The organism is Phycicoccus duodecadis (assembly GCF_002846495.1).
GTDB classification, from domain to species: Bacteria; Actinomycetota; Actinomycetes; order Actinomycetales; family Dermatophilaceae; genus Phycicoccus; species Phycicoccus duodecadis.
On the sequence record NZ_PJNE01000001.1, the window covers coordinates 628950 to 645922 of the forward strand.

Sequence of the window (16973 nt, forward strand, 5' to 3'; positions counted from 1 at the left end):
GCCGACCGACCCGAGCCCGCATCTGTGGACGGCGACCCCACCCCGAGCCGCCCTGTGGACAGCCGCCTCAGCGCCGTCGGCGCCGCCACCACCATGCACGCACGTTGCGGTGGTGACGCGACAGCACCACGGCTGCCACCAGCACCAGCCAGCCGCCGACCCAGGCCGACACGAACGGCAGCAGCCCGACCACGCCCAGCACGCCGACGAGCAGCAGCCCCACCGTCGCCACGACCGAGGCCTCGCCCACGACCCGCAGCACCGCGACGGCCACGGCGAACAGCACCAGCGCCCCCACCGCGACCAGCGGCTCGACGGCCAGGATCGCCCCGAGCGCACACGCCACCCCCTTGCCGCCGCGCCCCCGCAGGAACGGGCTGAAGGTGTGCCCCAGCACCACGGCCAGCCCCACCAGCAGCGCCGGCCCGACCCCGAACGCCCGCGCCACCAGCAGCGTCGGCAGGTAGGCCTTCAGCACGTCGAGCACCAGCACCAGCACGCCCCACCGCGGCCCGAGGACCCGCCCGGCGTTGGTGGCGCCCGGGTTGCCCGAGCCCGCCGTGCGCAGGTCGCGCCCCAGCGCCCGCGCCACCAGGGTCGCCGGGTTGACCGACCCGACGAGGAACGCGGCGACCACCAGCGCGGCCGTCCAGAGGACGAGGAGCAGGGCCCCCATCGTGCTCAGCCGGCCACGCGCGGGACGACCGCGACGGCGAGGGTGCCCGGGCCGACGTGCGCCCCCACCACCGCCCCGAGCTCGACCACCCGCATCCCCGCGCCCGGCACCCGCTCGGCCAGCCGCTCGGCCAGCCGGGCCGCGCGCTCCGCCGAGTCGAGGTGGTGCACGGCCAGGTCGACTTCGCGCCCGGCGTCGACGGCCAGCTGGGCCGCCTCGGCCGCGAGGTCCTCGAGCCGGCCGATCGCGCGCGTCGCGGTGCGGACCCGCTCGAGCGGCACGATCTGCCCGTCGCGCAGGCCGAGGATGGGCTTGATGGCCAGCGCCGACCCGACTAGCGCCCCGGCCCGCCCGATGCGCCCGCCGCGGCGCAGGAACTCGAGGGTGTCGACGTAGAACACGACGGAGGCGCCGGCACAGGTCTCGCGCACCACCCGCGCCACCTCGTCCGCCGAGGCACCGGCTGCCGCCCGGCGCGCCCCCGCGAGCACGGCGTACCCCATCACCATCCCCAGAGCCCGGGAGTCGATGACCGTGACGGGTACCGGCGCCTGGGCGGCGGCGAGCTCGGCGCCCCCGAGCGTGCTCGACAGCTCGGCCGAGATGTGGACCGACACGACCGCGTCGGCTCCGGCCGCGGCCGCGGCCGCGTACGCGTCGAGGAACGCCTGCGGGGCCGGGCGGGAGGTCGACACCGGAGTGAAGGCCCGCAGCGCCGCGGCCACCTCGGACGGCCCGATGTCGACCCCCTCGCGGAACGCGCGACCGCCCACGACCACGTGCAGCGGCACGACCCGCACGTCGAGGCCCTCGAGGAGCTCGGCCGGCAGGTAGGCCGTGGAGTCGGTGACGATCGCGGTGGCCATGCCCGCAGGCTAGTGGGCCGGGGCGACGGGCCCGCGCGTCAGGAGACGGCGGTGGGGACGCCGCCGACGCACCGGAGGGTGAGCTCGACCTCGCCGTCGCCATCGGACGTCTCGGACGGCGCGGCGGCCGTCGCCCGTTCCCCGTCGTCACGGGTGAAGTGGACCTTGAGGCTCTCGCCGTCCAGCTCGTCCTCGAAGCGCCATCCGTCGCGGACGGTGATCGACCGGCGCCGGATCACCGAACCCGTGCACGTCGCGACCACCGTGCCGCCGGCGGTGGTGAAGGACGCAGTGTGCGTCGCGGGGGACGGGGCGGCCCCGGCGGGGGGCCGCGAGGAGGGCGCGGGGCGCGGCGCCGGACGCGTGGCGGGGGGTCCGCCGGCCTCGGTGGCGTCGGGGTGGGGGGACGTGGACGGGCGGGGGGCCGGGCTCGTCGGGACGTCGCGGCTGGCCGGCGGGCGGGTGGCGGCCGGGGACGTGGTGGAGGCCGCGGGGTCGACCACCACGGTGCGCAGCGCCGACACCTGGCCCACGTCGCGGCCCGCCGCGGAGACGACGACGAAGGTCGCCCCGCCCACGACGAGCACCGTGGCGAGCCACGCGGCCACCATCGCCAGCACCTTGCCGCGCGCCGGGTCCATGCGCGTCACCCCGTTCCTGCTCTACGGTGCCCACTGTGGCACACGTGCTCGTCATCGAGGACGACCCGGCGATCCGGTCGGCCCTCGTGCGCTCGCTCACCGACCGTGGCCACGCGGTGACCAGCTCGCGGGCGGGGCTCGACGGGCTCCAGCTGGCTCTCGGCACCCAGCCCGACGTCGTCCTGCTCGACCTCGGCCTGCCCGACCTCGACGGCCACAGCCTCCTCAGCATGCTGCGGGCCGTCCGCACCACCCCCGTCATCGTGGTGACCGCCCGCGACGACGACCCCTCGGTCGTGCGCGCCCTCGACGCCGGCGCCGACGACTACGTGGTGAAACCGTTCACGATGAACCAGCTGGAGGCTCGGATGCGGGCGGTCCTGCGCCGGGTCGGCGACGACGGCGCCCCCGCGACCCTCGAGGTGGGCGAGCTGGTGCTGGACCCGGCGAGCCGGTCGGCCACCCTGCGCGGCACCGCGCTGGACCTCTCGCGCCGCGAGTTCGACCTGCTCGTCTACCTCGCCCAGCACGTCGGGGAGGTCGTGAGCAAGCGCGACGTGCTCGCCGACGTGTGGAACCAGCCGTACGGCGGGGGCGAGCGCACCGTCGACGTCCACCTGTCGTGGCTGCGCCGCAAGCTGGGCGAGAGCGCGGCTCACCCGGTGTACCTGCACAGCGTGCGGGGCGTCGGGGTGCGGCTCGCCCCGCCCAGCGCACCGGACCCCGCGGGATGACCCGCCGCATCGCCTGGCTCGTCGCCGCGACGACCTCGGCGGTCGTGGTCGCGTTCGTGGTGCCGCTCTGCTTCCTCGTCGCGAACCTGGCGAGCGACCGGGCCTCCACCCGGGCCCGTGAGCAGGCCCAGAGCGTGGCCCGCTTCGTCGCCACCCTGACCGACCGCGCGACGCTCGACCGCACGGTGGCCGACCTGTCGGCCCAGGGCCCCCGCGTGGTCGTCGTGGCACCCGACGGCACCCTGCTCGGGGGTGACCGGACGCTGCCCGCCACGACCTGGGCGGCCGTCATCCGGGCGCGCACCGCGCAGCAGGCGTTCACCAGCCCACGCGACGGCGGCCTGGACGCCCTGGTGCCGGTGTCCACCGACGAGGGCCTCGACGTGGTGGTGGCGGATGTCAGCACGGACGACCTGCGGGCCGGCGTGCCGGCTGCCTGGCTGACCATCGGCACCCTCGGCCTGCTCCTGGTGGCCGCGTCGGTGGGGGCCGCCTGGCGCCTCGGCCGGCGCGTCACCGTCCCGGTCACGGACCTGGCGGCGGTCGCGCACCGGCTGCGCGAGGGCGACGACACGGCGCGCGCGGTGCCCGGCGGCCCTCCCGAGACGGCCGAGCTCGGCCGGGCCCTCAACGCGCTGGCCGACCGCATCCACGGCCTCGTGGCCGCCGAGCGGGAGAACGTGGCCGACCTGGGACACCGCCTGCGGACCCCGGTGACCGCACTGCGTCTCGACACCGACCTGGTCGCCGACGCCGAGGTCGCCCAGCGGCTGCGCGAGCACGTCGACCACCTGCAGCGCAGCATCGACGAGGTGGTGCGCGAGGCCAGACACTCGGTGCGCTCGGACCTCATCGCGCCCACCCGCCCGCATCCGGTGGTCCGCGACCGGGTGGCGTTCTGGGCTCCCCTGGCCGAGGACCAGGGGCGTCGCCTCCGGTGGCACGGCGACGAGCACGCACCACCGGTCCGGCTGCACGACGAGGCCCTGCGCGAGGTGGTCGACACCCTGCTCGACAACGTCTTCGCGCACACCCCCGAAGGCGCCGAGGCCCGGGTGAGCGTGCGGGCGCACCCGCGCCACGGCGGCCGGTCGCGGCCCGCGACCGAGGTGGACGTGGTCGTCGAGGACGCGGGGCCGGGGATGGCGCGACCGTGGGGCGGGCGCGGCGACAGCGCCGCCGGGTCGACCGGGCTCGGCCTGGCCATCGTGCACCGGCTGGCAGCGGCGGCCGGCGGCACGGTGGTCCTGGGCGTGAGCGACCTCGGGGGGCTGCGGGTCACGGTGACCCTGCCGGCCGCCGACGGGGGCTGACCCGCGCGCCGACCGGGGACGCACCTCAGTCGTCGTGCTCGTCGCCGGGCTCAGGGGTCTCGGCCGGCTCGCTCTCGTGGTCGTCGGCGTGGTCCTCGCCGTCGCTCTCGGCGGGCTCGGTGGCCTCGGCGGCGTGGTCGTCACCCTGCGCCGCGGGGGCCGGGGCGGTCACGTGCGTCGGACGGGCCGGGCGGACCGGAGCGGCAGGCGCGACAGGGGCCGGCACGGTGACCGTGGGGCCGGGGACATTCGTGACGCAGGCGCCGCGTACCAGGACCGCCGGCGCCTCACAGTCCTCGACCTCGACGACCGTCGGGGTCGGGACGGGGGCGAAGGTCGGGGCCACGCGGGCGGTGGCGGCCAGCTGGTCGGAGGGGGCGTTGGCGGCGTACACGCCGGTGGCCAGGAGGCCGCCGATGAGCGTGCCGGCGGCGACGGTCGAGGTCAGGGACACGGAGGAACCTCCGGACAGGAGAGATGCAGGGGCCACCAGGATGGCGGACCGGAGGTCAAGCGGGTGTGTGGTTCGCGATAAGAGGGTGTAAAAGGGCGGTCCCGGATTGCACGGGAAACCCGGCGCGAGCGCATGAGGTTCCCTTAACATCCCGATGACGCGCTCTTGCGGTGGGTCAGGGGACCGTGGGGAGTGCGAGATTCCCTGACTCGCTGTGCTCCCTGGAGGCCTTCGGTGATCCCCCTGCTCAGCCGAGGACAACGCGACCGGTCGCGCGTCCTTCTCACGGTGTTCAGCGGCACGCTCGCAGCGACGGCGGTGGCGGCGACCGGTGCTGCCACCGCCGCCGTAGCGACCGAGACCGCGCACCAGCAGAACGAGAAGGCTCGCGCCCAGGCCGCCGCGGCGACCAAGGCCGCCCGCGCCTACCACGAGCAGCTCGTCGCGTGGGCCGCCGCGCACCCGGTGGTCGTCACGAAGCACCGGCCGACGCGGACCGTCGTGGGACGGCCCGTCATCGTGCGGGCGTCGGGAGCCGGCGCGGCCCGCGTCGGGGGCGGTTCGTCCTTCACCGGCGGCGCCACCGTGGCCCGCGCCTCCGGCGGGTCCCGGTCGAGCGCTCCGGCGCCGGCCGCGGCGTCCGCCCCGGCCCCCCCGCCGCCCCCGCCGCCCGTGACGAGCACCGGGTCGTGACCTCGGTGGCCCCGGCTCCCGGGGTCCGGCTCGACCCCCGGCACGGTGCCGCCTCCTGGCACGCCCTGGGCACCTACGTCGAGCTGAGGACGAGCAGCGCCGCGCTGGACGCGGCGGCCCGGCTCGTGGTGGACGTCCTCGACGAGGTGGACGCCGCGTGCAGCCGGTTCCGTCCCGACAGCGACCTGTCGGTGGCCAACGCCCGTCCCGGCCGTCCAGTGGCCGTCTCGCCGGTGCTCGTCGGTGCGGTGCGCGTCGCACTCGAGGCCGCCGTCGAGACGTCGGGGCTCGTCGACCCCACCCTCGGCGAGGTCCTGCGGGGCGCCGGCTACGACCGCACCTTCACCCTCGTCCCGAGCGACGACCCGTCCCCCGCGGCCCTGCCGGGGGCCCGCGGCTCCTGGCGCGACGTCGTCGTCGACGACGCCGCGCTGTGTGTCCCCGTCGGGGCTGCCCTGGACCTCGGCGCCACCGGCAAGGCGTACGCCGCGGACCTCGCCGCGCTCACCGTGGTCGAGGAGCTCGGCGTCGACGTCCTGGTCAACGTCGGCGGCGACCTCAGGGTCGCGGGCCCGGACCCGCAGGCCCCGACGCGCTACCCCGTCGTCGTCGGGCACAGCCGCGAGGACCTGCCGGGCGGCGGGGCGAGCACCACCGTCGTCGTCGCGGACGGCGGGCTCGCGACCTCGAGCGTGTCCGCCCGGCGCTGGCGTCGCGGCGGCCGGCAGTGGCACCACCTCGTCGACCCGCGCACCGGCGGCCCCGCCGACGGCCCCTGGCGCACCGTGACGGCCCTCGGCCACAGCGCGGTGGCCGCCAACACGGCCAGCACCGTGGCGGTCGTGCTGGGGACGGATGCCGTGCCGTGGCTGACCGCCCGGGGCGTGGCCGCCCGGCTGGTCGCGCACGACGGCACCGTGACCCGTACGCCCGCCTGGGCCGCCGCCGGCCTCGAGGAGGACCGATGACCTCGCCGCTGCTCTGGTACCTCAACCGTGGCACGGGCATCGTGCTCGTCGCCGTGTTCAGCCTGACCGTGGTCCTCGGCGTCCTGGCCACGGGCCGCGCCGTCAGCCCCTGGTGGCCGCGCTTCGTGACCCAGGGGCTGCACCGCGCGCTCTCCGCGGTCTCGGTGCTGCTGCTGCTCGCCCACGCGCTCATCGCCGTCGTCGACGAGTACGTCGACATCCGGTGGTGGCAGGCGCTGGTGCCCTTCGGGTCGTCCTACCGCCCGCTGTGGCTCGGCCTGGGCACCGCCGCGCTCGACCTGACGGCGGTCGTGGTCGCGACCTCGCTCGCCCGCTCCCGGCTCCCCCACCGCCTCTGGTTCCTGGTGCACCTCACCACGTACCTCGCCTGGGGTCTGGGCCTGCTGCACGGGTTCATGATCGGCACCGACGCGCACCTGGGCTGGTCGGTGGCGGTCACGGCGGCCTGCGTCGGCCTGGTCGCCCTCCTGGGGGCCGCCCGCGTCGTCGCGGTCCTGCGGGCGCGGGGCCGCTCCCGGGCGCCCTCCCGGACGCCGGCCCCCCGGTCCGGCGAGCCGGCCTCCCGATGAGGACGGTCGCGCCCCCGGCCCGGGTCGAGGTGAGCCTCGGCCCCCTGCTCCTCTCCGGCGTGGACGACGGCCCGGGTCTGGACGCCCACCGCGCACGCTTCGGCGAGCTGCCCGCCCTCGACACGGCATCCCTGGTCGCCCTGGCCGACGACGCCCGGGTCCGCGGCCGCGGCGGGGCCGGCTTCCCGCTGGGGCGCAAGCTGCGGACCGTGCACGAGCGCAGCGGCCGTCGCCCGTCGCGCCGGCCGGTCGTCGTGGTCAACGCGGCCGAGGGCGAGCCGGCCAGCGCCAAGGACGAGACCCTGCTCCGGGTGGCCCCGCACCTCGTCCTGGACGGTGCCGCCTTGGCCGCCCGGGCCCTCGGGGCGCGCCGCGTGCACGTCGTGGTCCCGGCCGACCGCCCGCAGGTCGGCGCGGCGGTGCGCGACGCGCTCGCCGAGCGGTCCGGCCACCGGGAGCGCTGGACGGTGCACGAGGCGGAAGGCCGGTTCGTCGCCGGGCAGGCCCGCGCCGTGCTGGAGCTGATGGAGGGCCGGCCCGGGCTGCCCGTGACGGCGTGGGCGCCGGAGGCGGTCGAGGGGTTCAAGGGCCGCCCGACCCTGCTGGCCAACGCCGAGTCGTGGGCCCACCTCGGGCTGCTCGCGCTCGTGGGACTGCCGCGCTACGGGGCGTTCGGGACGCCGGACGAGCCGGGCACGATGCTGCTCACGCTCACCCGTCCGCCCGGGCCCGACGGTCGCTTCGACCTCGCGCGGGTCGTCGAGGTCGCCCACGGGGACGCTGCCTCCGACGTCCTGGACGCCGACGCCCTCGCCGCGCCGCTGCTCGTGGGTGGCTTCCACGGTGCGTGGCTCCACCCGCGTGACCTGGAGCGCCTGGTCTGGACCCAGGCGCACCTGCGCTCGCTCGGCGCCGCCCTGGGCGCCGGCGCGCTGGTGTCCCTCGCCCCCGGCGACTGCCCGGTGGCGCTGACCGCCGCGTGGACCGAGTACCTCGCGGGCGAGTCCGCCGGGCGCTGCGGCCCGTGCCGCAACGGGCTGCCCGCCCTGGCCCAGGAGGTGCGGGGGCTCGCCGAGGGCGCCGACACCCGGCGCCGCATCCAGGAGCTGACCGGGCTGGTCGTCGGCCGCGGCGCGTGTGCACACCCCGACGGCACGTCACGTCTCGTGCGCTCGCTGCTGACCACGCTGGGCGACCGGGTCGAGGGACATCTCGCCGGCTCGTGCGGATGCGCCCACCCCTTCCCGGCGAGGGTCGCGTGAGCGCCCCCGGGGACCAGGCCGGCTCGCACGTGCTGCGCGTCGACTGGCCGGAGTGCCGGGCCCGCGGGCTGTGCGCCGAGCTGCTGCCCGAGCGCATCGTCCTCGACGAGTGGGGCTACCCGGTCGTCCTGGGCCCCGTGCCGCAGGACCAGCTGGAGCTCGCGCGGGAGGCCGTGACGGCCTGCCCCCGTCGGGCGCTGCGCCTGCTGCCGGGCTGAGCGGCCCTCACCACGACAGCGCGACGTCGAGCCGGTGACGAGGTCGGTGACGAGGTCGGCGACGAGGTCGGGACACGGTCTGCCCCGATGTCCCTGGACCGCGGGACATCCGGCCCGGGAGCGTCCTCCACGTCAGCAGGACACTCCACCACCTCGAAGGAGAACCGCGATGAGCGTGTTCACGCACAACCCCGCCCGGTCCGACGTCAGCGAGACGCCGTCCGCGGGCACCACCCACCCGGCCCCGCGCGGCTGGGCCGTCGCCGGCGTGGTCGCCGGGCTCGCCGGCCTCGCGTCCGTCGTCCTGTCCGGGATGGTCGACCCGGTCTACCGCGAGGACCTGCGCGGTGACGCCCAGGGCATGACCGACGCCCTGGGCGGGAAGGTCGGCATCCTGCTCGGCTTCCACACCGCGACCATGGTCGCCGCCGTCGCCCTGCTCGTCTTCGGGATCGGGCTGCACCGCCGGCTCGCCGCCCGGGCGACCGGCTCCCTCGCCCCGGGTCTCGCCGCGGGCGGCCTCGTCGGCACCGCCGTCGTCCTCGTCCTCGGCGCCGGGCTCGACACCGAGTTCATCTCGGGGGTCATGCAGCCGGGTCTCGTCCAGCCCTCCGCCGCGGTGTTCTACAACCACTGGGTCGGCACGATCCCGTGGTGCTGGGTGCTCGCCGGCCTCGCGGGCACCGCGCTGCACACCGCCGCGCGCGGCGGCACCGTGCCCCGCTGGCTCGGCCGGTTCGGGCTCGTCGCCGGCGGCCTGGTCCTGCTGCTCGGTGTCTCGCCGCTGCAGTACATGGCCGGCTTCGTCGCTCCGGTGCTCGTCGTCGGCGCGGCCCTGGGGTTCCTCGTCGGGGACCGAGCCTTCCGGACGGCCCGGTGACCCACCGGACCGGCGACGACGCCGGTCCGCATCCTCGTGGTGCGGACCGGCGTCCGTCGCGGGCCGGGCACCCCCACAATGTCCCGGTGGGCACGCATGCGAGCGCCTGGTCGCGGACGAGGGCCGGGACGGTCGCTGCCCTGGCGGCGGCCGCTGCGTCGGTCGCCGGGCTGGCGGCCTCCGCCGTGCTCGACGGCCGCGCCCCCGACGCGTCCTCCGGCGTGACCCTCTCCGGCGGCCCCGGCTGGCCCTACGCGCTGCAGGGCGCCGTCCTCGCCGCGCTCGCCACCGCGGTGCTGCTGCGCCACCCGCGCCAGGCCCTCGGCTGGTCGCTCGCGGGCTTCGGCGCGTTCTGGGTCCTCGACGGCCTCGCCCAGTCGTGGGTGCGCGCCGGGCTGACGGCATCCGGCGCGTGGCCCGGGATGAGCGCGGCCCTGTGGTTCCTCAACCGCTTCGGGGCCTTCCTGCCCGTGGTCGCGGCCCTGCTGCTCCTGCTCTTCCCCACCGGACGCTTCCTCCCGGGCCGGATGGGCTCCGCCGGCCGGGTGGCCCTCGGGGTGATGGCCCTCGCCGCCGGGGTGGTCCTCGTCGCGCCGTCCGGGGACCGCACCGCCGGCGTCGTCCTGCCTCCCACGGTCGACCTCGACCCGACGACGCTCGCGGTGGTCCCGGCCGCCGCCGTGCCCGTCGCCGTGGCCGTCGGCACCGCCGCCTTCGTCGTCCCGATGCTCACCGTCGTCACGCGCTACCGGCGCTCCACCGGCCTCGAGCGCGACCGGATGCGCTGGCTGCTCTGGGCCGTCGTCGTCATGGCGGTCGCGATGGTCCTCAGCCTCCTGGTCTCCGAGCCCTGGTTCGACGTCGCGACGGCCTTCCTGGTGATGACCCTCCCCGCCGCCGCGATGACCGTCGCCGTCCTGGCTCCCACCCTGGCGCCGATCGACCAGCTGCTCCCGCGCACGGCCGTCTGGGCCGCGCTGGCGCTCCTCCTGCTGCTCGTCGACCTCGTCGCCGTCGCGGCTCTCGGGCTCGCGCTCGACGGCCTCGACCAGACCCAGGTCGTGGCCGTGGTGCTGCTCGTCTCGGTGCTGCTGTACGGGCCACTGCGGCAACGCATCCGGACGTGGGGTCGGCGCCTGGCCCTCGGGAGCCGCGACGACCCCTACGCCGCCGTCGCCTCGCTCGCCTCGTCCCTGGAGACCACGGACGACGGGCCCGCCCAGCTGCGCGCGGTGTGCGACGCCGTCGCCGACGCCTTCGGGGTGGGTTTCGTCGGCATCGAGGTCGAACGGGCCCGCGGCGAGCGGCTCGTCGCGACGCACGGCACGAGACCGGCCCAGGTCCGCACGTTGCCGATCGCCTACCGCGACCGCGAGGTGGGGCGGCTCGTGCTGCCCGCCCGTGGCGTCCGGAGCCGCCTCACCCCCCGCGACGAGCGGCTCCTCGCCGACCTCGTGCGCCAGGCCGCCACCGCCGCGCGGACCTGGCACCTGGCCGAGGAGCTGCAGGACCACCGCGAGCGCCTCGTCACCGCTCGGGAGGAGGAGCGCCGGCGGATCCGGCGCGACTTGCACGACGGCCTCGGCCCGGCACTGAGCGGTCTGGTCTTCCAGCTGGAGTCGGCCCGGCTGCTGCTCGACCGCGACCCGGAGACGGCACGGGGGCGGGTGGAGTCGACCACCGCCGAGCTGCGCGAGGTCGTCGCCGACGTGCGCCGCCTCGTGCACGACCTGCGGCCCCCGGCCCTGGACGACCGGGGCCTCGTCGGCGCCGTGGCCCAGCTGGCCGAGCGGGTGCCGGCGGTCCGGGTGACGGTCGAGGCCGACGTGCCCGACCGGCTGCCCGCCGCGGTCGAGGTCGCCGCGTACCGGATCGTCGCCGAAGCCCTCACCAACGTCGGCCGCCACGCCCGGGCGCGGCACTGCACCGTCGCTCTGGGCCTCGAGGGCGGGGCGCTCACGCTCGAGGTCGCCGACGACGGTGTCGGCATCGGCGCGGACGTCGAGGTCGGGGTCGGGCTGGGGTCGCTGCGCGAGCGGGCCGCCGAGCTCGGGGGCCGCGCCGAGGTGACCTGTCCGCCAACGGGGGGCACGACCGTGCACGCCCGGCTCCCGCTCGCCGTCCAGGAGGTGCGCCCGTGACCGAGGCGCTGCGCGTCGTCGTCGTCGACGACCACCGGATCGTGCGCGACGGCCTCGAGGCCCTGCTCGGTGCGCTCGAGGGCGTCGAGGTCGTCGGGACGGCGGCCGACGGGCGCGAGGCCGTCCACGTCGTCACCGAGACCGCACCGGACGTCGTCCTCATGGACATCCAGATGCCACGACTGGACGGCATCGAGGCCACCCGCTACCTCACCGGCCGCTCCCCCGCCCCGCGGGTGGTCATGCTGACGATGAACGAGGACGAGGACACCGTCGTCACGGCGGTGCGCGCCGGCGCCTCGGGCTACCTGCTCAAGGGCTCCGGAGCGGTCGAGGTCGAGCACGCGGTGCGCACCGCGGCCGCGGGCGGGCTCGTCTTCGGCGCGGCCGTGGCCGCCCGGGTCGCCGCGCTCCTGGCCGGCGCGCCGCCGCGGGCTGCGGCGCCCGCCTTCCCCCAGCTGAGCGAACGGGAGCGCACGGTCCTGGACCGGATGGCCGCCGGGATGGGCAACGACGCCATCGCGGCCGACCTCTACGTCTCGAACAAGACCGTCCGCAACGCCGTGTCGACCATCTACGCCAAGCTCGGTGTCCCCGACCGGGCGGCGGCCATCATCGCGGCGCGCGAGGCCGGCCTCGGTCGCCGCTGAGCCCTCCCGCCGCTTCGCCGGGGGACCTTCACGATCGCAGGCCTTCGGAAGCGCTGCGCGGGTGAAGGTTCCGGCATGGGGCGAGAAAGTGGAGGTCAGGCGGGGACGACGTTGACCAGCTTGGGCGCGCGCACGATGACGGTGCGAACGCCGCCGGGCAGTGCCGCCTGCACCTTCTCGCTCGCCAGGGCCAGCTCGCGCAGGGCGTCCTCGGTGATGTCCGACGGCACCTCGAGGCGGTCCTTGACCTTGCCCTTGACCTGCACCACGCAGGTGACGGTGTCGTCGACCAGCAGCGCGGGGTCGGCGACCGGGAAGGGCGCGTGCACGAGCGACTCCTCGTGGCCGAGCCGCGACCACAGCTCCTCGGCGATGTGCGGCGCCAGCGGCGCGACCATCAGGACGATGGCCTCGGCCGCCTCGCGCGGCACGCCGCCGTCGAGCTTGGTCAGGGCGTTGTTCAGCTCGGTCAGCCGGGCGATGGCGGTGTTGAAGCCCAGGCCGGCGTAGTCGGTGCGCACGGCGTCGATGGTGCGGTGCAGCACGCGGCTCGTCGCGTCGTCGAGCGGGCTGTCGGTGACGACCAGCGCCCCGGTCTCCTCGTCGACCACGTTGCGCCACAGCCGCTGCAGGAAGCGCTGTGGCCCGACGACGGCGCGGGTGTCCCAGGGCTTGCTCTGCTCGAGCGGGCCCAGGCCCATCTCGTACAGGCGGAAGGTGTCGGCCCCGAACTCGGCGTACATCTCGTCGGGGCTGACCATGTTCTTCAGCGACTTGCCGATCTTGCCGAACTCGCGCGTCACCGGCTCGCCCTGCCAGGTGAAGGCGGGGTGGCCGTCGTCGTCGAGACCCTCCTGGACCTCCTTGGCCTCGACGTACTGGCCGCGGCGGTCGAGGAACGCCGGCGCCTGGATGTAGCCCTGGCTGAAGTACGTGCGGAAGGGCTCGTCGCTGCTCAGGTGCCCCAGGTCGTGCAGCACCTTGTGCCAGAACCGGGCGTAGAGCAGGTGCAGCACGGCGTGCTCGACGCCGCCGACGTACAGGTCGACGCCACCGGGGTCGCGAGTGCCCGCGGGGGCCCCCTCGACCGGCTGCTCGCGCGGGCCCATCCAGTACGACTCGTTCTCGGGGTCGACCAGGGCGGCCCCGTTCTCGGGGTCGAGGTAGCGCAGGTAGTACCAGCAGGAGCCGGCCCACTGCGGCATCACGTTGGTGTCACGGCGGAAGCGCCGCACGCCACGGCCGTCGCCGAGGTCGGTCTCGACGGTGACCCAGTCCTGGTCGCGGGCCAGCGGCGGCTCGGGCTCGCTGTCGGCGTCGTCCGGGTCGTAGGTCTTCGGGCTGTAGTCGGGGACGTCGGGCAGCAGGACGGGCAGCTGGTCGTCGGGCACGCCGTACGCGATGCCGTCGTCGTCGAACAGCACCGGGAACGGCTCGCCCCAGTAGCGCTGGCGCGCGAAGAGCCAGTCGCGCAGCTTGTACGTGACCGCGCCCTCGCCCAGCCCCTTCTCCTCGAGCCAGGGGATGATGCGCGCCTTGGCCTCGGCGACGCCCAGGCCGTCGAGGCTGATCTCGTCGTTGCTGCTGTTGACCGCCGGGCCGTCGCCGGTGAAGGCGGTCGACCCGTCGTGGCCCTCGCTGGGCTGGACGGTGCGGATGATCGGCAGGTCGTACGCGGTGGCAAAGTCCCAGTCGCGCTGGTCCTGCGCGGGCACGGCCATGATCGCGCCGGTGCCGTAGCCCATCAGGACGTAGTCGGCCACGAAGACCGGGATGCGGGTGCCGGTGACCGGGTTGGTGGCCCAGCCACCGGTGAAGACGCCCGTCTTGGTCCGGCCCTCGGCCTGGCGCTCCAGGTCGGTGCGCGCGGCGGCCGCGGAGCGGTAGGCGGCGACGGCCTCGGCCGGGGTCGCGGCACCACCGGTCCAGGCGTCGCGGGTGCCCTCGGGCCAGCCGCCCTCGGGGACGAGGGTGTCGACCAGCGGGTGCTCGGGCGCGAGCACCATGAAGGTGGCGCCGAACAGGGTGTCGGGGCGGGTCGTGAAGACCTCGATCCCCGGCGTCCCCGGGTCGACGGGCAGGTCATCGGCGGTCCGCGCGACCGGGAACGTCACGCGCGCCCCCTGGCTGCGGCCGATCCAGTTGCGCTGCATCGTCTTGACCTTCTCGGGCCAGTCGACCCGGTCGAGGTCGTCGGCCAGCCGGTCGGCGTACTCGGTGATCCGCATGACCCACTGGCGCAGCTCGCGCTTGAACACCGGGAAGTTGCCGCGGTCCGAGCGCCCCTCGTTGGTCACCTCCTCGTTGGCGAGCACGGTGCCCAGGCCGGGGCACCAGTTGACGGTGGCGCGCACGCTCTGCACCAGGCGCTGGGAGTCCAGGATGCCGGCGCGCTCGACGTCCGACAGGTCGTCCCAGCCGCGGCCGTCGTCGGCCGGCAGGGCCCGGGCGCCGGAGCGGTACTGCTCCACCAGGTCCTCGATGGGGCGGGCGCGGCCGGTGCCGCCGTCCTCGCGCGGCGCGTCGTGGTCGTACCAGGAGTTGAAGATCTGCAGGAAGATCCACTGCGTCCAGCGGTAGTACTCGGGGTCGATGGTGCGGATGCTGCGCCGGTCGTCGTGGCCCAGGCCGAGGCGGCGCAGCTGGCGCGCCATGATCGTGATGTTCTCCTCGGTGGTCTTGCGCGGGTGCTGGCCCGTCTGCACCGCGTACTGCTCGGCGGGCAGCCCGAAGGCGTCGTAGCCCAGGCAGTGCAGGACGTTCTTCCCGAGCATGCGGTGGTAGCGCGCGTACACGTCGGTGGCGATGTAGCCCAGCGGATGGCCGACGTGCAGGCCAGCGCCGCTGGGGTAGGGGAACATGTCGAGGACGAGGAGGTGGCCCCCGGGGTGCGCGGCGACGCCCTCCGGGTCGGCCCAGGGGCCGGCGGGGTTGGGCGCGTGGTAGGTGCCGCGCTCGGCCCAGCGGTCCTGCCAGGCGACCTCGATCCGCCCGGCCAGCTCGGCGGTGTAGCGGTACGGCGTCTCGCTCATCTCGTCCTCGTGTGTGTCGTCGTGTCGTCTGCGCCCATGAAAAAACCCCTCGCTCAGGAGGGGTCGCCGCGCGGGCCGGTGGCCGGCGCGGCTAGCGAAGAAGCAGGCTGCTCGTCACGCGCTCAGGGTAGCGCAGACGGTGCGCGCCGGTCCGCGGCGGTCGGCGGCCGAGAAGCGCCGGGACGCCCCGCCACGGCGCACCGGTCACCGCGTCCCGCACCGGTCAGCGCGTCCCGCACCGGTCACCGTGGCCGGCACCGGCCCCAGGAGGGCGGTGGCGGGCAGGGTGGCCGGTGCGCGGCAGGGTGGCCGGTGCGCGGGGGCCCTCAGGACAGCTCGAGCACCCCGTCGTCGAGCCGCCCGAGGCGCATCGTGGCCACGTCGTACGCGTAGCTCTGCACCACCCGCCACGGGCGGCGGCTGCCCTGGTGCGGCAGCAGGTGGGCGCCGCGCTGCACGTAGCCCGAGGTGAAGTCGAGCAGCGGCCGGTCCGCACCGCCCGAGCCGTCCCAGCGCGGCACGGCCACCGCGAGCCCGCGGGCGTCGAGCCGGCGCACCAGGGCGCAGAACCAGCGCGCGGTGAGGTCCGCCCGCAGCGTCCAGCTGGCGTTGGTGTACCCCACCGCGAGCGCGAGGTTGGGCACGTCCGAGAGCATGCAGCCCTTGTAGACGTGCGCCGCCGACAGGTCGACCGGGGCCCCGTCGACGACCAGCTCCGCTCCCCCGCCCAGCTCGAGGCGCAGCCCGGTCGCGGTCACGACCACGTCGGCCGCGAGTACCTCCCCGGTGCTCACCCGCACCCCCGCCGGGACGAAGCGGTCGATGGTCTCCGTCACGACCTCGGCGGCGCCGGACGACAGCACCTCGAGCAGGTCGCCGTCGGGGCTGAGGCAGAGCCGCTGGTCCCACGGGTCGTACCGGGGGGCGAAGTGCACGTCGACCGGGTACCCCTCCGGCAGCCGCTCGACGAGCCGCCGGCGCAGTACCTTGCGCCCCGTCACCGGCCGACGCCGCAGGAACTCGTACGTCAGGCTCGACAACGCGACGTTCTTGGCCCGGACCACGCCGTGCGCCAGCGAGGCGGGCAGCCAGCGGCGCACGGCATCCGCCACGGGGTCGACGTTGGGCAGGGCCGCGACGTAGCTCGGGCTGCGCTGCAGCATCGTCACGTGCTCGGCCCCCTCGGCGACCAGCGCCGGGACGAGGGTCACGGCGGTGGCCCCGCTGCCGATGACGACCACGCGCCGCCCGGCCACCGGCAGCCCCTCGGGCCACTGCTGGGGATGGACGACCTCCCCGGCGAAGTCCTCCTGGCCCGGGAAGTCGACCACGTGCCCGGACGCGTACGAGTAGTAGCCGGTGGCCAGGTACACGAACCGCGCGCGGTGCTCGAGCACCTCGCCGTCGCCGCGCCGGGCCGTGACCGTCCAGCGCCGGTCGTGCGACGACCACGCCAGGCGGGTCACCCGCTGCCCGACGTGGATGCGCTCGGTCACCCGGTACTCGTCCGCGGTGTCGCGCAGGTACTGCAGGATCTCGGCCGCCGGGGCGATCGATGTCGCCCCCTGCCACGGCCGGAACGGGAAGCCCAGGGTGTACATGTCGGAGTCGGAGCGCACGCCCGGGTAGCGGAACAGGTCCCACGTGCCGCCGGTCGCGTCCCGCGCCTCGAGCACCGCCCAGCTCAGCCGGTCGCCCTCCATCGACAGGCGGCACGCGGCATCGATCCCCGAGAGGCCCGCTCCGACGACCAGGACGTCGACATCGAGCGGGGGCGGGGCCAGGGGTCGCGGCGGCACCGGCACAGGCTACGGCCAGCGGGCGCCCCAGGGCTCGACGGCCGTCCGCCGCCCCT

Annotated in this window: 16 protein-coding genes; 10 read left to right on the plus strand and 6 right to left on the minus strand. The window is 76.0% G+C overall.

The genetic code is table 11. The annotated features are described in order from the left end of the window. Nucleotides 1-67: 67 nt before the first annotated feature. Genes ATL31_RS02855 through ATL31_RS02865 form a run of 3 tightly spaced genes read right to left on the minus strand, consistent with a single transcriptional unit; the run spans nucleotide 68 to nucleotide 2192 of the window. Complete coding sequence (locus ATL31_RS02855; protein ID WP_101394446.1) at nucleotides 68-676, minus strand: glycerol-3-phosphate acyltransferase; 609 nt, start codon at nucleotides 674-676, stop codon at nucleotides 68-70. A 5-nt stretch (nucleotides 677-681) separates the two neighbouring features. Continuing rightward, nucleotides 682-1542: a DegV family protein gene (locus ATL31_RS02860; protein ID WP_101394447.1), complete on the minus strand. Its 861-nt coding sequence runs from the start codon at nucleotides 1540-1542 to the stop codon at nucleotides 682-684. Nucleotides 1543-1580: 38 nt separating this feature from the next. Then, the gene (locus ATL31_RS02865; protein ID WP_101394448.1) at nucleotides 1581-2192 is read right to left on the minus strand and encodes a hypothetical protein; all 612 of its coding nucleotides are present in this window, start codon (nucleotides 2190-2192) and stop codon (nucleotides 1581-1583) included. Between the two features lie 26 nt (nucleotides 2193-2218). On the opposite strand from ATL31_RS02865, the gene ATL31_RS02870 reads away from it, so the two are divergent. Both ATL31_RS02870 and ATL31_RS02875 read left to right on the plus strand, forming a co-directional pair. Then, a complete protein-coding gene (locus ATL31_RS02870; protein ID WP_101394449.1) occupies nucleotides 2219-2917 on the plus strand; it encodes a response regulator transcription factor in 699 nt (232 codons plus the stop codon). Further along, the gene (locus ATL31_RS02875; protein ID WP_101394450.1) at nucleotides 2914-4230 is read left to right on the plus strand and encodes a sensor histidine kinase; all 1317 of its coding nucleotides are present in this window, start codon (nucleotides 2914-2916) and stop codon (nucleotides 4228-4230) included. Before ATL31_RS02870 ends, ATL31_RS02875 begins: the two co-directional genes overlap by 4 nt. Nucleotides 4231-4255: 25 nt before the next feature. On the opposite strand, the gene ATL31_RS02880 is transcribed toward ATL31_RS02875, so the two are convergent. Further along, nucleotides 4256-4684: a hypothetical protein gene (locus tag ATL31_RS02880; protein WP_101394451.1), complete on the minus strand. Its 429-nt coding sequence runs from the start codon at nucleotides 4682-4684 to the stop codon at nucleotides 4256-4258. 234 nt (nucleotides 4685-4918) lie between these two features. Here ATL31_RS02880 and ATL31_RS02885 point away from each other — a divergent pair, with 234 nt between their 5' ends. The 8 genes from ATL31_RS02885 to ATL31_RS02920 all read left to right on the plus strand — a co-directional run bounded on the left by ATL31_RS02885 (nucleotide 4919) and on the right by ATL31_RS02920 (nucleotide 12086). Beyond that, complete coding sequence (locus ATL31_RS02885; RefSeq protein ID WP_143598301.1) at nucleotides 4919-5377, plus strand: hypothetical protein; 459 nt, start codon at nucleotides 4919-4921, stop codon at nucleotides 5375-5377. Beyond that, nucleotides 5374-6345: an FAD:protein FMN transferase gene (locus tag ATL31_RS02890; RefSeq protein ID WP_211283956.1), complete on the plus strand. Its 972-nt coding sequence runs from the start codon at nucleotides 5374-5376 to the stop codon at nucleotides 6343-6345. The genes ATL31_RS02885 and ATL31_RS02890 overlap by 4 nt, the downstream gene beginning before the upstream one ends. Then, entirely contained in the window at nucleotides 6342-6935 is a 594-nt protein-coding gene (locus ATL31_RS02895) for a ferric reductase-like transmembrane domain-containing protein (RefSeq protein ID WP_143598303.1), read from the plus strand. The genes ATL31_RS02890 and ATL31_RS02895 overlap by 4 nt, the downstream gene beginning before the upstream one ends. Next, a complete protein-coding gene (locus ATL31_RS02900; RefSeq protein WP_101394453.1) occupies nucleotides 6932-8197 on the plus strand; it encodes an NADH-ubiquinone oxidoreductase-F iron-sulfur binding region domain-containing protein in 1266 nt (421 codons plus the stop codon). Before ATL31_RS02895 ends, ATL31_RS02900 begins: the two co-directional genes overlap by 4 nt. Continuing rightward, on the plus strand, nucleotides 8194-8415 hold the full coding sequence (locus ATL31_RS02905; RefSeq protein WP_245861852.1) for a ferredoxin: 222 nt from the start codon (nucleotides 8194-8196) through the stop codon (nucleotides 8413-8415). Before ATL31_RS02900 ends, ATL31_RS02905 begins: the two co-directional genes overlap by 4 nt. Before the next feature lie 169 nt (nucleotides 8416-8584). After that, on the plus strand, nucleotides 8585-9295 hold the full coding sequence (locus tag ATL31_RS02910) for a hypothetical protein (protein ID WP_101394454.1): 711 nt from the start codon (nucleotides 8585-8587) through the stop codon (nucleotides 9293-9295). A gap of 86 nt (nucleotides 9296-9381) precedes the next feature. Beyond that, on the plus strand, nucleotides 9382-11436 hold the full coding sequence (locus ATL31_RS02915; protein WP_101394455.1) for a sensor histidine kinase: 2055 nt from the start codon (nucleotides 9382-9384) through the stop codon (nucleotides 11434-11436). Next, complete coding sequence (locus tag ATL31_RS02920; protein WP_101394456.1) at nucleotides 11433-12086, plus strand: response regulator transcription factor; 654 nt, start codon at nucleotides 11433-11435, stop codon at nucleotides 12084-12086. Before ATL31_RS02915 ends, ATL31_RS02920 begins: the two co-directional genes overlap by 4 nt. Nucleotides 12087-12181: 95 nt before the next feature. On the opposite strand, the gene leuS is transcribed toward ATL31_RS02920, so the two are convergent. After that, a complete protein-coding gene (gene leuS, locus ATL31_RS02925) occupies nucleotides 12182-15118 on the minus strand; it encodes a leucine--tRNA ligase (RefSeq protein ID WP_101394457.1) in 2937 nt (978 codons plus the stop codon). A 326-nt stretch (nucleotides 15119-15444) separates the two neighbouring features. Then, nucleotides 15445-16917 (minus strand): flavin-containing monooxygenase, encoded by a 1473-nt coding sequence (locus tag ATL31_RS02930; RefSeq protein ID WP_245861853.1) that lies wholly within the window; start codon nucleotides 16915-16917, stop codon nucleotides 15445-15447. Nucleotides 16918-16973: the final 56 nt, after the last annotated feature.